At 68.4% G+C, this 14,433-nt stretch carries 11 protein-coding genes, 1 tRNA gene and 2 pseudogenes; 6 read left to right on the plus strand and 8 right to left on the minus strand.

The features are described from left to right. The first annotated feature begins 90 nt into the window (after positions 1-90). From ACYVPE_RS02535 to ACYVPE_RS02545, 3 genes are all read left to right on the plus strand, one after another. On the plus strand, positions 91-1,569 hold the full coding sequence (locus ACYVPE_RS02535) for an APC family permease (RefSeq protein ID WP_461031684.1): 1,479 nt from the start codon (positions 91-93) through the stop codon (positions 1,567-1,569). 145 nt (positions 1,570-1,714) lie between these two features. Beyond that, positions 1,715-2,662 carry a C-terminal binding protein gene (locus tag ACYVPE_RS02540; protein ID WP_461031685.1) on the plus strand — a complete coding sequence of 316 codons (948 nt, stop codon included), beginning with the start codon at positions 1,715-1,717 and terminating at the stop codon, positions 2,660-2,662. 8 nt (positions 2,663-2,670) lie between these two features. Then, positions 2,671-3,444: an SDR family NAD(P)-dependent oxidoreductase gene (locus ACYVPE_RS02545; protein WP_461031686.1), complete on the plus strand. Its 774-nt coding sequence runs from the start codon at positions 2,671-2,673 to the stop codon at positions 3,442-3,444. A gap of 555 nt (positions 3,445-3,999) precedes the next feature. Here ACYVPE_RS02545 and ACYVPE_RS02550 read toward each other — a convergent pair. Further along, positions 4,000-4,293: pseudogene (locus ACYVPE_RS02550) on the minus strand (site-specific integrase); the annotation flags it as partial. A gap of 95 nt (positions 4,294-4,388) precedes the next feature. On the opposite strand from ACYVPE_RS02550, the gene ACYVPE_RS02555 reads away from it, so the two are divergent. After that, entirely contained in the window at positions 4,389-4,982 is a 594-nt protein-coding gene (locus tag ACYVPE_RS02555; RefSeq protein ID WP_461031687.1) for a hypothetical protein, read from the plus strand. A 42-nt stretch (positions 4,983-5,024) separates the two neighbouring features. Here ACYVPE_RS02555 and ACYVPE_RS02560 read toward each other — a convergent pair whose 3' ends face one another. The 3 genes from ACYVPE_RS02560 to ACYVPE_RS02570 form a co-directional block, all read right to left on the minus strand. Further along, positions 5,025-6,317, minus strand: a complete 1,293-nt coding sequence (locus ACYVPE_RS02560) for an McrC family protein (protein WP_461031688.1) — start codon at positions 6,315-6,317, stop codon at positions 5,025-5,027. Next, complete coding sequence (locus tag ACYVPE_RS02565) at positions 6,310-8,430, minus strand: McrB family protein (RefSeq protein ID WP_461031689.1); 2,121 nt, start codon at positions 8,428-8,430, stop codon at positions 6,310-6,312. The genes ACYVPE_RS02560 and ACYVPE_RS02565 overlap by 8 nt, the downstream gene beginning before the upstream one ends. 198 nt (positions 8,431-8,628) lie before the next feature. Next, positions 8,629-11,115: a UvrD-helicase domain-containing protein gene (locus tag ACYVPE_RS02570; RefSeq protein WP_461031690.1), complete on the minus strand. Its 2,487-nt coding sequence runs from the start codon at positions 11,113-11,115 to the stop codon at positions 8,629-8,631. A gap of 301 nt (positions 11,116-11,416) precedes the next feature. On the opposite strand from ACYVPE_RS02570, the gene ACYVPE_RS02575 reads away from it, so the two are divergent. Next, positions 11,417-11,495 (plus strand) — tRNA-OTHER (locus ACYVPE_RS02575). Between the two features lie 174 nt (positions 11,496-11,669). On the opposite strand, the gene ACYVPE_RS02580 is transcribed toward ACYVPE_RS02575, so the two are convergent. The 3 genes and pseudogenes from ACYVPE_RS02580 to ACYVPE_RS02590 all read right to left on the minus strand — a co-directional run. Next, positions 11,670-11,798 carry a hypothetical protein gene (locus tag ACYVPE_RS02580; protein ID WP_461031691.1) on the minus strand — a complete coding sequence of 43 codons (129 nt, stop codon included), beginning with the start codon at positions 11,796-11,798 and terminating at the stop codon, positions 11,670-11,672. Between the two features lie 137 nt (positions 11,799-11,935). Further along, a complete protein-coding gene (locus ACYVPE_RS02585) occupies positions 11,936-12,406 on the minus strand; it encodes a barstar family protein (RefSeq protein ID WP_461031692.1) in 471 nt (156 codons plus the stop codon). Positions 12,407-12,641: 235 nt separating this feature from the next. After that, positions 12,642-12,854 (minus strand): annotated as a pseudogene (locus ACYVPE_RS02590) (NADH-quinone oxidoreductase subunit H); the annotation flags it as partial. Between the two features lie 166 nt (positions 12,855-13,020). On the opposite strand from ACYVPE_RS02590, the gene ACYVPE_RS02595 reads away from it, so the two are divergent. Next, on the plus strand, positions 13,021-13,473 hold the full coding sequence (locus tag ACYVPE_RS02595; protein ID WP_461031693.1) for a hypothetical protein: 453 nt from the start codon (positions 13,021-13,023) through the stop codon (positions 13,471-13,473). Between the two features lie 16 nt (positions 13,474-13,489). Here ACYVPE_RS02595 and ACYVPE_RS02600 read toward each other — a convergent pair whose 3' ends face one another. Then, a complete protein-coding gene (locus ACYVPE_RS02600; RefSeq protein WP_461031694.1) occupies positions 13,490-14,368 on the minus strand; it encodes a F510_1955 family glycosylhydrolase in 879 nt (292 codons plus the stop codon). Positions 14,369-14,433 lie beyond the last annotated feature (65 nt).

Raw genomic sequence — 14,433 nt, forward strand, 5'->3', positions numbered from 1 at the left:
GGCCGGTGGAGTCAGCATTCTGGGTCGCTAATCAGCCACCCAGTGGACGCGCAGGATTCATGCAGCCGTGTCCGTAAGGAAGGCCCTCTCATGGAATCCCACTCTCCCGTGCTCCAGCGTTCTTCCGAACACCCAGCTCCCGCCGACGCGACGGAGGCGGCCTCGACGTTCGCCCTGAAGGGCAACATGGGCACGTTCGGCCTGCTCTTCACCGTCCTCGCGTTCACCGCGCCCCTCGGCGTGGTCTTCGGGTTCCTGTCGGTCAACATCAGTTTCGGGATCGCGGTGCCGATCGCCTTCCTGGGCGTCATGGCGCTGATGACGCTCTTCGCGCTCGGCTTCACCAGCATGACGCGGCGGATCCCGCGCCCCGGCGCCTTCTACACCTACATCGGCGAGGGACTGGGCCGCCCCATGGGACTCGGGAGTTCCTTCCTGGCGCTCTCCACCTACGGCTTCAACATCATCGCCGCGATCGTCTTCTCCGGGATCGGCGTCAACAATCTGGTCACCAGCTTCGCCGACTCCACCCCGGTGCCGTGGTGGGTCTGGTCCCTGGGCATGTTGGGCCTGGTGTGGGTCCTGAGCTACTTCAACGTGGAGTTCTCGGCCAAGGTGCTCTCGACGGTGCTGGTCGTCGAGGTGCTCGCCATCATCGTCTTCGACGTCGTCGTGATCGCCAACGGAGGGCCGGAGGGCCACTCCTTCGAGCCCTGGAACCCCGCCAACCTGGCCACCTCGTCGATCGGGCTCCTGTTGCTGTTCAGCGTGGGTGTCTTCAACGGGTTCGAGGCCACGGCGATCTACCGCGACGAGGTCCGCGACCCTGCGGTGACGATCCCCCGCGCCACTTACCTCACCATCGTCTTCCTCGGAGTGTTCTACGCGATCTCGTCGTACGCGCTGATCCTCTCCGCCGGCGCCTCGCGGGCCGTCGCGGACGCGGAGACGAACGCGGCCGAGATGATGCCGCACGCTCTGCTGACCTACTTCGGCACGTTCGCGAACCAGGTGATCGCGGTTCTGCTGGTGACGAGCATGTTCGCCTCGACGCTGTCGCTGCAGAACATCCTCTCCCGCTACACGCACTCGCTCAGCGTGGACGGCGTCCTGCCGCGCCGGCTGGCCGCCGTGCACCCACGGCACGGCTCGCCGTACGCGGCGGCCGTCGCGGTGGGCGCCGTGCTCCTGGTGAGCCTGTTCGCTTTGATCCTCTCGGGCGCTTCCGAGTTCGACCTCTACGGCGCGGCAGCGGGCGTGGCCTTCTACGGGATGCTGATGCTCCTGTTCCTCACCTCCGTCGCCGTACTCGTCTACTTTCGACGCGACCGTGGCGACGCCTCACGGTGGAAGACGCTCGTCGCCCCCGCGATCGCCACGGTGGCCATCGGCTTCGCGCTGCTGACGGCGTCGCTGAACATGGACCTCCTGATCGTCGCGCCTCCCGGGGTCGTGGCGGGCCTCCTCACGATCGGGTACGTCGCGATCGTCGCCGGCGTGGTGGTCGCGCTGGTGCTTCGCCGTCTCGGATCGCCGATCTACGAGCGCATCGGCCGACGGGCGGCGTAGTCGCGGCGGGTGGGCGGGGCGTGCGCCGGTGGTACGCGCCCCGCCGGTGTGTCTCTTTGGCACATTCCCGGTGCCGCCCGGCTACCTACGCTCGGGGCGATCCAGGGCGGCAGAGCCGTACCCGAAGACCTCGGAGGAGCACTCGATGATCCACGCCCATCGCTCAGGAGTCCTCCTGGTCGCGCCCCACCAGTTCCCCCACCTCGACCGGGAGCGCGCGCTCGCGGAGGAGTTCGGGCTCGAACTCGTCGCCGGCACCGACCAGGCCACCTTCAGCGGGGCGATGGCGAACGCCGAGGTCGTCATGGTCACCCCGTACGCGAAGGTCACGGCCGGCGATGTCGCCGCGATGCGCGGGTGCAAGGCGGTCGTGCGCTACGGCATGGGCTACGACAACATCGACGTCGACGCCGCGGCGGCGGCCGGCGTCCCGGTCTCGATCGTCCCTGACGCGTCGACCGAGGAGGTGGCCACACACGCCCTCGCGATGGGACTCGCGCTGAGCCGCCGTCTCCCGCAGGGGCAGGCGGTCATCCGCGACGGCGGCTGGGCGGGTCGCATCGCGTACGACACCCCGAAACTGACCGATCTCCAGGTGGGCGTCGTCGGTATGGGGAGGATCGGCCGCATGGTCGCCACCTCGTGGGCCGCCATCGGCGCGCGGGTGCGCGCCCACGACCCCGTCGCATCCTTCGCACAGGTCCCCGCCGTGTCGCTGGCCCAGGTGATCGAGGAGTCGGACGTCGTCTCCCTCCACCTCCCCCTCACCGACCAGACCCGCCACCTGATCTCCGGCGAGGTGCTGGGGCGGATGCGCCCCGGCGCCGTCGTCGTGAACGTCTCACGGGGCGGGCTCGTCGACGAGACCGCGCTCGCCCAGGCACTGTACTCGGGGCACATCGCGGGCGCGGCGCTCGACGTCTTCGCGCAGGAGCCGCTGCCCGCGGGCCACGCCCTGCGGAACGCGCCCAACGCCATCCTCACCCCGCACATCGCCTGGCGGTCGACGACATCGCTCGGAGCACTGCAGGAGGGAGCCGTCGCCCGTGCACGGCTGGCGCTCGCGGGCGATCTGCTCGTCGACGTCGTATGAAGACCGAAGTGGCCATCTTGTCCGAGCAGGAGGAAGACGTGGACCGACTCGCTGGAAAAGTAGCGATCGTCACCGGAGGCGGATCGGGACAGGGCCGGGCGGCGGCGCTCGCGCTGGCCGCCGAGGGCGCTCGCGTGGTGGCGGCGGACGTGAACGAGGCCGGCCTCGCCGAACTCGCCTCCACAAGGGAGGAGATTGTCGTCCGGCGCTGCGACGTGAGCCGTGCGGACGAGGTGGCGGCGCTGATCGCCTCCACGGAGGAGCGGTTCGGCGCACTCCACGTCATGCTCAACTGCGCCGGCTACCTCCGCGCCGCCCCGTTCCTGGAGACGACGGAGGAGATGCTCGACAGCATGATCGACGTCAACCTCAAGGGCGTCTTCCACGGGTGCCGGTTCGCGGTGCCGGCCATGCGGCGCAGCGGTGGGGGCTCCATCGTCAACTGGGGGTCGGTCAACTCCCTGGTCGCCGAGGAGGGGATCGCCGCGTACACCGCCACCAAGGGTGCGGTGCTGATGATCACGAAGTCGGTCGCGGTCGAGTTCGCCAAGGACAACATCCGCGCGAACTGCATCTGTCCCGGGGCGGTGCGCACCCCCATGGTCGAGGGCTTCTTCGACGAGGGATTCTTCGAGGACGACGAGGCACAGCGCAGGTACCAGCCACTCGGCCTGGGCACACCGGAGCAGGTCGCGGACGTGGCGGTCTTCCTCGCCTCCGACGAGTCACGCCTCATGACCGGCTCAGCCGTGGTCGTCGACGGCGGCTACACGGCCCTGTAGGGCGGAGCCGCCGACTTGCCGGCGTTCGCTGATCTTGCCGAAATTCTCCGGTCTGCGGCGGCGTGCGAACGTCGTGTCCTCAAGGGACCGTCTGCCTGAAGCGACCCCACACGCCGTGAGCACGAAGCCGCTGCGAGGCGTGACTTGACCCGCTTGGACACTCGCGACTTGATCCGATGGCCGGCTCGCAGGAGTTCGTTCGCGGGGCCGTCATCAACGCGGATGGTAGTGGTGGCGGCCGGTCTCCGGGCAGCTGTGGGGCATTTGTGGGGTAGCGAGCACCAGGATCCGGAAAGTGCCTGGTCAGAGGCTTGTACCGGGGAGACTGTAAATCTGCCGGCTCAGCCTACCCAGGTTCGAACCCTGGCGCCGCCACAGCGCAACAACGGCCCTCTGACCAGCCAAAACGCTGGGCGGGGGGCTGTTTCGTTGCCCCAAAACGCCGCCATCGAACGAGAATCGAAACGCGGCTTATGGCGCGCTCTGTCTCTGGCCTTTCCCACCCCTAGTCAGTTTCTCTTCCCCAGGTGTTCCCCAGGGGAAGGGGCGCTGAGGCTACTCCTCGGCCTCGTCCCACTCGCGCATCGCGGCTTCGATGCGCCGGTTGGAACGCTCCTCGTTCTGCGCGAGGACCTTGGCGTAGACACGGAACAGCACCGCGAGGCTGTGCCCCGCCCTCCGCGCGCACTCCGCGGGATCGACGCCGGAACTCAGCCAGAAGGAGACCCCGGCATGACGCAGGTCGTAGGGCCTGCGCGCGAGCGGGGACGCGGCTTCCTCCTTGCTCAGCGTGGCCTCGCGAGCATTGGCCCAGGCCTCGCCGTAGCCGCTCTCCTGGAGCAGCCCACCGAGGGCGCACCGAGGTCGGTCGCACCGACCCTGACCTGCTCACCGAGGAGATTGCCGGGCCGCGCAAACTGTTGCTCGCGGGGCGTAGCTGGCTGGTGACCTACATCGACTGGAGCCGCAGGCGTTGCTTCGTGGAGCCGGCCGACGACGGCGGCCGTGCCCGCTGGAGCGGGTTCGGCGCGGAGCGTGTGCGTTCTTTCATCCTCGCCAGCGCTGTCCGGGACGTGCTGCTGGGCGAGAAGCCGCCGGGCCGGCTGACCGGGCGGGCCACGGCCAGACTGGCCGAGGCGCGCGACAGGCTCCTGGGCACCGTCCATCCGGCCGGGACGGTGGTCACCCGCGTCACCGGCGGGGACGTCCGCTGGTGGACGTGGGCGGGTCACCGGGCCAACGCCACCCTGGCAGCCTCGTTGCCGTCCGTAGTGATCCCGCACCGGCGTGTCGACGACCAGTGGATCCGGCTCCGTGACGATCTCACCGTCGAGGACTGGAAGGCCGCGCTCACCGACGCCCGGGCGGGTCTTTGCCTACCCGAGGTCGACGAACGCGCCGTCCACGGCCTCAAGTTCGGCGACGCCCTGCCGCCGCGGCTGGCGGTGGCCACGCTTGCCGCGCGTGGTGCGGACGAGGAGAACGCCACGAAGGTCCTCGCGCAGTCCGTCCGCTGGGTCTCGCTCGCCAGGAGCTGAAACCCCGGCTGTGCCGCGTCCGCGCCTCGGCGTCGCGTCCCCTCAGGAGGCGGCGTCCGTGGCCAGGTGGGACATGAGCGTGCGCAACGGCTCCGCTGCCTGGCGGGGCGGCAGACGGGTGTCAAGACCAAGGAGTTCGATTCGCCCGAGTCGGATGCCGCGGGGACCGGTGATGGTGAGCGTGCGTCCGGTCTCTCCTTCGGGAGCGGGATGGACGACGGCTGCGAGCGGTGAGTCCGGAGCGGTGTATCCGGCGATATAGGTGAGGAGCTGATGCCGGTCGGTGGCACTTACCCGCTCTCCGGCGTACTTCTTGTACTTCGCGTCGATGGGCAGGAAGAGGGGTGGCGCGCCGGGCAGGCGTACCAGAACATCGGGGACGAACGGCTTGTCCGGCGTGCCGATGTCACCCGAGGTCCTGATGCCGGGCTCGGTTTTCGTTCCCACGCAGGCGCCGCCGAACTCGGCGGCCGTGTCGTGTGCCATCTGCCGGACCACCCGTTCCCACAGCACGTTCATGTTGAGCAGCATGCTGTCGGCGGCCAGTCCGCGCTCGGTGAGCAGGTTGGTGACGCCTCCCTCGTTCAGGGTCAGCCGAGCCCAGGTGTGGGCGACGCGGTAGCGGTGGTTCAGACGGTTGTAGCGGGCACCAGCAAGCATCCGGAGCGCGTCGCCCGCCGGGGGTGGCGGGGGGAAGTACTTCGCTGTGCCTGCCAGCATGTCGGCCAGTTTCTTGTCATCGGTGCGCTTGAGGGCCGCGTCCAGCGCGGCAGCGCAGATGAGGTTCTCCCAGATGCGGGGGGTTCGTTCGAAGGTCCGCAGGTGCAGCTCGTGCACCTTTCCGTAGCCGCGGGTCACCTGGGCCCGGACGTCGAGTTTGCCGCGTAGGTGCGGCTCGACCCGTGTCACCGGGCGGTAGTCGAGACGCAGCCCCTCACGGAGGAGTTTCTGACACTCGGCCAACAGGGCGGCCACCCCGATGGAGGCATAGCCGGCGGCGCCGATCAGCCATCTCCGGAGCGTCGGTTCGTGCGGTACCGGCGTGCTGGTCGCGTAGCAGAGCCAGGTGATGAGCTGCTCACCGGGAATCTCGACCTTGGGCTCCAGGACCAGCCGCACCCGGTCGAGCACGAGGACGCCGATGGTGGCGCGAGCCGAGATCGTCCAGCCCGAGGTGGTCTTCTGCAGCCCGATGCGGCGTTGGTCCCGTAGCCGCCGCAGCCGTTCGATGTCGGCGGTGGTGACCTGGCCACGGTCCACATGCGCCGACTGGTGCTCCGGTACGACGATGGCTTCCCGCTGTGGTCGCCTGCCCGGAGTGGTCGTGTCAGTCATCGAGGACCTCGTTGGAGGCGGCGAACTCGTCGGCGAGCTTCTTGCTGAGGTCTGCCGGGCTCATGCGGGCGACCTGGCCCGACTCAGGATCGGCGAGCCCGCCGAGCACGGAGCACATTGGCTCGACGCGGCCGGCCGCGTAGTCCTCGATCTGCGGCACGATCTCGTGGTAGAAGACTGCCGCCACCTCCTCCTCCGTGCCCAGGGGCTGGTCGTCCCGCATCAGACACGCGTGGCCGATGCGATGGTCGGGACCGAACTCGGCGACCAGCCTCGTGTTCAGCACCGAGAGGAACGCGGCCAGGTCGAGGGCCCCGACCAGGCCGTCCACCGCGTCGAGGTCGGGTGGGACCTCGATGAACCCGAAGCGGCGCCTGATCGCCGCGTCGAGATGGCCGATGCTGCGGTCGGCGGTGTTCATGGTGCCGATCAGTCGCACGTTGGGCGGCGCCACGAGTTGCTTCCCGCTGATCGGCAACCGGATGGGGAGGCCACGCTTGTCGATTTCCAGCACCGTGACCAGCTCGCCGAAGATCCTGGCCAGGTCGCCACGGTTGATCTCGTCGACGAGCAACAGGAAGGTGGTGTCCGGTTCCTTGGCCGCGGCCTCGCAGATCCGGACGAAGATGCCGTTCTGTAGCAGGAGGTTCAGCCCGGGGCCCTCCGCCGCCGGGGCGGGCTTGAAGCCCTCGACGAAGTCCTCGTAGCCGTAGGAGGGGTGGAATGTCACCATGGTGACCGGTGGTACACCCTGCTGCTCTTCCGGGGCGTTGAGGAGATCGGCCACGGCTGCCGCGCGCTCCGGCGCGGGCGCTTCGATCGCGGCGGCGCGGCCGGTCAGCGCGAGGGCGATGCTGAGCGCCAACCGTGTCTTCCCGGTGCCGGGTGGGCCGTGCAGGATGATCTGCCCCTTGCGCTCCAACAGGTCGATGGCGTGCTGCACGGGAGCGGGGAGCTGGACCACGGGCTCACCTACGGCCGGCGACGCCTGTGTGCGTCCCTCCTGGATACGACGGAGCAGCTTCTCGGGAACCCGCGCGAAGGTCTGCTGCCAAGCGTTCTCCGGGGCTGCGAAGGTCTGCGCGTAGGACTCGTCCCAGCTGACGCCGACCGTGTGCCGGTACTCGGCCAGCGTCTCGTCGTAGGCGTAGCCGCCGGTGACGGTCCCGAGCGCGAGTACTTCGGACTTGCCTCGGTTGGCGACGACGAGGTCGCCGTCCGTGAGATCCCGGAAGGCCAGCAGTTGGCGAGCGAGTCGTAGGTTGCCTCCTTTCGAGCCCGGCGAGTGGACGTCCAGTGTCGACTTGAGCTCCGCGTCGCTCTCGTACTGGCTCAGGTCGCCGACCTCGTCCCACCCGACGCGGATGAACTGCTGATCGCGGCACTCCTCCCACAAGCGACCGCGTTCCCCCGGGGCGATCTTCCAGACCGCGCGCTGCCGCGGGCGTGGGTTGTAGTTCTGGTAGAGAAACCGCATCACCTCGTGCGGCTGCCAGCCGGCAAACGCCGGACGCTGCCTGACCAGGTCGAACAGTTGACGATTCGCCTGCCAGGTGCGCACTCCGCCATAGGTTCGGTAGGAGTCGCCGCCAAGCAGCTCGGTGAAGTGCCGGACGTGCTCGGCGGAGAAGATCGGCAGGAAGGCGGCCGGGAAGTAGGTCGCCAGCGTCTTGGTGACGAGCGCCTGCCCGTAGACCAGGGTGTCGAGGTCGTCGATGCGACGGAAGTCGCCTGCCTCGACGGCCTCGAAGGCCTCCACGAAGTCGCGCCTGACCCTGTGCCAGGCATCCCGCGGGTTGGTGGCACGTAACGGCCTGGGGAGCCGCCACTCTCCACTGTGGTGGAGGTAGATGATGTGCTTGGCCGCGCTGCCGCCACGGATGCTGCCGATAGCTTGCGTGCCGAACTCCAAGAGCCAGCAGAACGGGCGGCCGACGCCGTCGACTTGGTCCAAGCCCAAGGCATAGCGCTCCAAGGGGAGCTCGGGCCAGTCCTGGCGCGGGAACTCGGTGAGCACCCGCTGCCGGTCGTGCTCTGCCGCGGCTACAGCCTCGCGTAAGGCCAGCCGGTCGAACGCCTCGATCTTCTTGTCCAGGTCAGTCCTGTCGTCCATACCACGCATGCTTACACCAGTCCCGTCAGACTCATGGGCGAAGGAGGAGAACTCCGGGCTTTCGGGCGCCGCTGGGATGGGCGTGCCGTGGCACCGCGGCAACTGTTGTCTCCGGCAGCGGAGTACACCGGTTTCGGCTCGCTGCCTTCCACGACGACAGCGTTCATCGTGCGCTTTCGCTTGACGGGCTCAGGTGGATCACGGTCTCCGCCATCCTGCTTGTGTAGCGGCGTCGATGCTCTTCATCGGCGACAGAGGGACGAACGCTCGGTCGGGTTGCTCGGCTTGCTGTGCCTGCGCGTGGCGCAGGTGACCTCTGAGCCTTGCACGCAGCTCGGTGAGCGGACGGGCCGCTCCGAGGCGTTGCAGGAACTCCTGGACATGCCAGGTGATCAGCGAGCCCTGCCGTGAGAGGTACAGGCCCACCTGGTTGATGCCGAATCGGTCGTCGTAGTCGAGGAGGAGGTAGCCGGCGAGCTGGTAGATCTCCTCGGTGCCCAGGCGGCGTGGTCGGGTGGTCGCTTTGCAGTCCAGCAGCAGGCCACCGAGGATGAAGTCCGCGTCGGCGCCGCCGAGGTCCTGGCTTCCGGTGAACACCGGTCCGCAGATCCGGTCTTGGGGCGGGAGCGCGCGGAAGCCAGCGAAGGGATCTTCCGCGAGTTCCATCTGCTGGCCGATGTCGTCGACGGCGTAGACGGGGACGCTTGCGGTGAGCTCGTCGAGGCTCGTGGTGGGCGTGGCGTCGGCAAGCATGCTGAACCGGCGGACTTCGCCCGTGCGGTAGATGTCCTCGTAGAAGGCGGCGACGAAGCACAGCCTGCCCAGGTCCTCCTCAGCCAGGGACCGGGAGCCAACCAGGTGGGCGTCTACGGTGGCCAGCAGTTCCCGGCCGGCCGTGTGGAGCGCGGCTCTGGCCTCCGGTCGCGGTACCCCTGGGAGGGGCGTGGCGTGACCGAGGGCGTGCACACCGTGTGTCACGGCCTGGCCCAGCCGGCAGCCGAGTGAGAGCCTGAGCCGGAAGTCGATGGCGTGTCCGAGGGCGGACCAGTTGGGGTGCTGTGCGTCGATGGGCTGGACGGGGTGGGGGAGTCCGGCGATGCGCCGTTGGTAGTCACGGACCAGTGTCTGGCTGTGGGGGAGGTGTTCCGCCAGGAAGGTCGACATCGGTGAGCCGGTATACCGCAGCTGGCGGGTCAGACTCAGCTCGGTCATCGGACGTCCGGCCGCTGTTCCCTCGTTCGCCGCCCGGGTCTTGGCCTTCTCGTACGCGTCGATCCAGGCGACGCCCTGGGGATCGAGTAGCCGCTGGGCTCGCGTGACCGCCACGTAGATCAGGCGGGCTTCCGCGACGTGAAGTGGCCGCTGCATACCTTCGTCATCCACGGACGGTGACGCGAAGCCCTCGCCGATGCGCACACGTTCCCACTCACGTCCTTTGGCCTTGTGGGCGGTGGACACGGTGACCTTCGCCTTTTCCTCGTCCGTCAGGCGGCTTACCGCGTGGATGATGGTGTCGGGGCTGTACTTGTCCACCAGCTTTACGATGGACTTCAGGTCCTGGCCGGCCTTGTCCTGTTCGACGTACTCCTGCACCTCTCCCCAGGAGGTGAACAGGAACAGCTCGCGGTGGCTGGTGCGCTTCCCGGCCTTCAGCTCCTGCGCGGCCTTGGCTATGCGTTCTAACGCGGTGCCCCCGCCAGTGAGGGCCACGGGGGTGCCCTGCTCGAGGTAGGCGAGGATCTCCTGCATCGCGTCGGCGTTGCCCCGGCACAGCACCGCGTCGAAGTCCTGGGAGGGGCCGACGCGGGAGCCGGTCGGACCGCATCCAGTCAGCCGCATCTCCGAGTCGGCGTGGCCCAGCCACCGGTTGGCGACCTGCGCGATCCCCGGACCGAATCGGAAGGACTGCGTCAGATGGAGGTGCTCGGCGGGGAAGCCCGTCATCACGTCGCGGGCCGATCGCCACGCGTAGATCTGCTGGGCCGGGTCGCCTACGCAGACGCGCTGCGCGTCCTGGGCGAGGAAGACCTCCTCCAGTACCGGGTTGGTGTCCTGGGCCTCGTCGAGGAGTACGAAGTCTGCCTGCAGGTCGGGTTCCGTCAGCGCCCACATCTTCATGTAGTGGTCGTGCTCGAAGCGGAGCCTGCCGTCGAGGGACCGGATGTCCTGCCATGCCCTGGCCGCGTACGGCAGCAGTGTGCGGGCGACGTACTCCTGCGCCTGGTAGTCAAGACCGTTGACCCGATCCAGGTGTCGGGCCACAACCTCGCGGTCGGTGTTGTGACAGAACCGGCGGATCATGTCCATCACCAGCCGTGCCTGGTGAGTGCGGGTGATGCGGCGGGAGTCCACGTCGAGATCTCGGACTATGCCGAGCAGCCGCGCGGTCTCCTTGGCGGGGATGCGGGCCGAGGCATTCAGGCGCTCCCGGTAGCTGTGCCCGACCGTGGTGAACGCGAGGGAGTGGGCGGTTCGGCAGTCGACGTTGGAGCCGAAGCGGCTGCGAGCGTCGTCGGCGATGGCCCGGTTGAAGGCCACATACAGGCCACGCTTCCTGGTGGAGGCTCCCATCAGCATGAGGGTGGATGTCTTGCCGGTTCCTGCTCCAGCCACGAGCGCCAAGTCCCGGCCGGCGGCGAACACCTCCCGTGCTGCCTGCTGTTCATCCGTCGGCTTGAAGGCCAAGCGATACCTCCCCCTGGGCGCGGCTTCGTGTGCCGCAGCTCAGAGGCTGCCTGCTGGGTTACCAAAGGTCAACCCGGCGTGACTCCTCCGCAATGTGCGGCCCGGGAGCGAAAGTGCACAGCCGGGCTCATGTGCCCACTCGGCGGAGTTGCTGTCGGTATGGGCCAACCGGGCGGGAAACAGGGAGGGGAGCTGGGAGGCGATGAGTTGGAGCCTCCCCAGGGGGCGATCGCAATTCGTCCCCCAGGTGTTCCCCAAGATGCGGGCTTGGCCGTTCGAGGCGGGAAAGACACAGGTCAGAGGCGGTGTGGCTGAGTGAGGCTGAGCCCACTGTAAATCTGCCGGCTCAGCCTACCCAGGTTCGAACCCTGGCGCCGCCACCCCAGCGATACGGCCTCTGACCTGCGGCAACGCGGTCAGGGGTCGTTCTTCTTGCTTCGGCGGCCCCACTGTGTGGATTGCGCCTTCTGTTTCGTTCTGTCTCACCCGATTCCGCGTGCTGACCGGTGCGTGTGGGGGATGTGTGGACAGAAACGGGCCGGGATCGCTCGGTGTCAGACCGCGAGTCGGAAGGCGATCTTGGCGTTTTCGGCGTCGTCGGTGTCCTTGACGTATTTGGTGTAGACGCGGAGCAGCACCGTGACGTTGTGGCCGGCGCGCTCGGTCGCGGTCTGTGGGGCCATGCCGCCGCTGCCAGGCGGCGCGCCACCGGTGTGGATCGATGTGGGCCTCGTGACACAGCCGCCGTGTCGACGACCAGTCGGACGTGCCCGGCACGCGTATCGGATCGCGTTCGGTCGCGGCCGTAGGGGCGGCGTTCCTATGGCGAGGTAGGGGCGGAGACCTCGTGGCGGAGCGCGGATGCGTGTTCTGCGGCGGTGAGCAGGATGACGTTGAAGGGAATGCCGACGCCGTCTTTCGCCGGCGCGTTGGCCCAATGCTCGGTAGCCCTCGTCAGCACGCGGAAAAGGATTCCCCGTTCCTCTGGGGTCCTGGAGAGCACCTGCTCTGTCTGTTCGATCACCACCAGATAGCGTTCCGCCTGCAACCATTGGAGATCTCGCAGACAATCGCTCAGGGCGTCCCAGTTCCAGCCGAAGTAACTGGGGAGCTTGAAGTGCTCCCAGAATTGGGTGAAGACGTCGTCGACGTCGGGCATGGACTGTCCGTTGAGTCGTGCCACGTAGGTGGTCCCGCTTGGTGGGAGTGAGTGGGTGACCTGTATCGGGTCCTCGGCGCTCGCGACGTGCAGTCGGGGAGGGTGTGGGGTCCACCAGGAGTCGTTCGTCATCGCCCGGCCTCTATCACGATCCAGGTCTGGTAGTGGGTCGGAGAGTAGTAGGCCGACCCGTCCGAGCCGGTCACGATGCGCTCGCCGCCCCAGTTCGGGTTGTCGGCGGATTGTACCGTGCCCCACTCGGTGTCCCTGATGTCCTGTCCCGCGTTGTCGAATTGTGGGAGTTGGTATCCTCCGCCGCGGCCGTGGTTTTCGAAGCGCTGGGGAATTGACGGTCCTCTGAGTTGTGGGCGAACTTCTGGATCTGGTCGGCGCGCAGCCGGGGCCAGGCGACGCGGGCCCAGATGACGAGGAAGCTCAGCGCGCCGGTCTTCAACAGCATCCACAGCCAACCGAGTTGGTCGGACATCGGCCCGTGCCAACCGCCGAGGAACAGCACGGCGGTGAGCGCCGATACGACGACGATGCCGGCGTACTCGGCGAGGAGGAAGAGCGCGAAGCGGCTCGACAGCCTGGGCCCGCTGGTCCTGCACGAGCACGCCCTGGTGGTGTCGCGAGACGACGAGCCGGGCGAACCGATCCCTCTCCACGGCCTACAGACCAGTCTCGAAGGCCACGCCCCCGGCACGTGCTACCTGTACCTCAGGTCACCGGGAGGCAAGCTGACCGTGCTGCCCTTCCCCACCAGCGAACACGACGAAGGGCGCGTCAGGGCCTTCGCGCTCCACATCGAAGAGGTCGTCGCCGACGAGGACACCTTCCTCGAGAACCAGGATGCTCGATCGACCCACCTGGAGAACGAACTGAAGCGCGTGAAGGCCGAAACCGTCAGCGCACTCCAGTCGGTACGAGAGGAACGCCGCCAACTGGCGGAGAAGCACCAAACCCACCCCCTAACGGCTCTGACCTGGTCGGGCCAGGACGGCCTGCGCATCCTTGCCTTGAGCGCCGCTCGGAGCCGCCGCTCGGTGCTGAGCGTGCCCAACGCCGCAGGCAGTGCCCGGGGCCGCATGTCCGGTGCGCGACGGTGCGTTGCCCCGGAGGGCCGTGCGGGACGGCTGACGCCGAGGCCAACGCGCTTCCGGCCCGCCGGGGTGGTCGGGACCCGGGCGGGCCGGTGATGCCGGGCGTTCGGCGTCAGGTGGCCGTGAGGGGCAGGCGCTGGGTGAATGTCGCGCCGCCGTCCTGGGATTCGTAGACGCCGTCCATGGTGGCGGCGAGGACGTGGTCGGCGTCGAGAGCGGTGAGGGCCTGGGGCTGACCGCCGGGAACGGTGCCGGTTTCCTCCCAGGTGGCTCCGTCGTCCGCGCTGCGCAGCAGGACGCCGTCGAGATCAATCCCGTAGAGGGCGTCGGGGGCGGCCCAGGACACGTGGGCGATCAGGGCGTCGGTCGGGGTGGTGTCGAAGGTCTCGCCTCCGTCGGTACTGGTGGCGATGCCGTTCTCGGTGGTGGCCAGCACGACGTCGGGCTCGTCGGGGTTGACGGTGATGTCCGCGGCGGCGAGTTGGGCGCGGTCGTCCCATTCTGTACCGCCGTCCGTGCTGACGCGCAGGAGGCCGTTGGTGCTGTCGTAGCCGTAGATGGTGTCGCCCGTGTATTCGAGGGCGTGGAAGTCGACCTCGCCGGCGAGGGAGAGCGTCTCCCAGCTCTGTCCCGCGTCGGTGGACCGGATCAGGCCGCGGTTGGCAGGTTCGTCGCTGTCCGGGGCCGGGTGGCCGCTGCCGAGGAAGGTTCCGGGGCCGGCGACGGTGAAGCCCATGTAGTCGGCCTGGTCGCTGACCCGCCGCGCCGCGCCCTCGTCGTCCACCGTGACGACGCCCTCGTGGGTGGCGACGTAGAGCGCGCCGTCGGCCGGGTCGATACCGAGCCCGTGGATGTGGCTGACGGCCGGTCCCTCGTCGTGCGACGAGTCCGCTGCGGAGGAGTCGGTGTCACCGCCACTCGTGCAGGCGGTCAGTGCGGCCGCGAGCAGGCCGACGCCGGCGGTGGCGGTGATGGAGGCGCGGGTTTTCATCGGGGCGGAATCCTTGATGCGGAGGACGAGGAGGTGTCCTGGTGGGGTCGGGCTGACCGTGAACG

This window comes from Streptomyces mayteni, assembly GCF_054783955.1.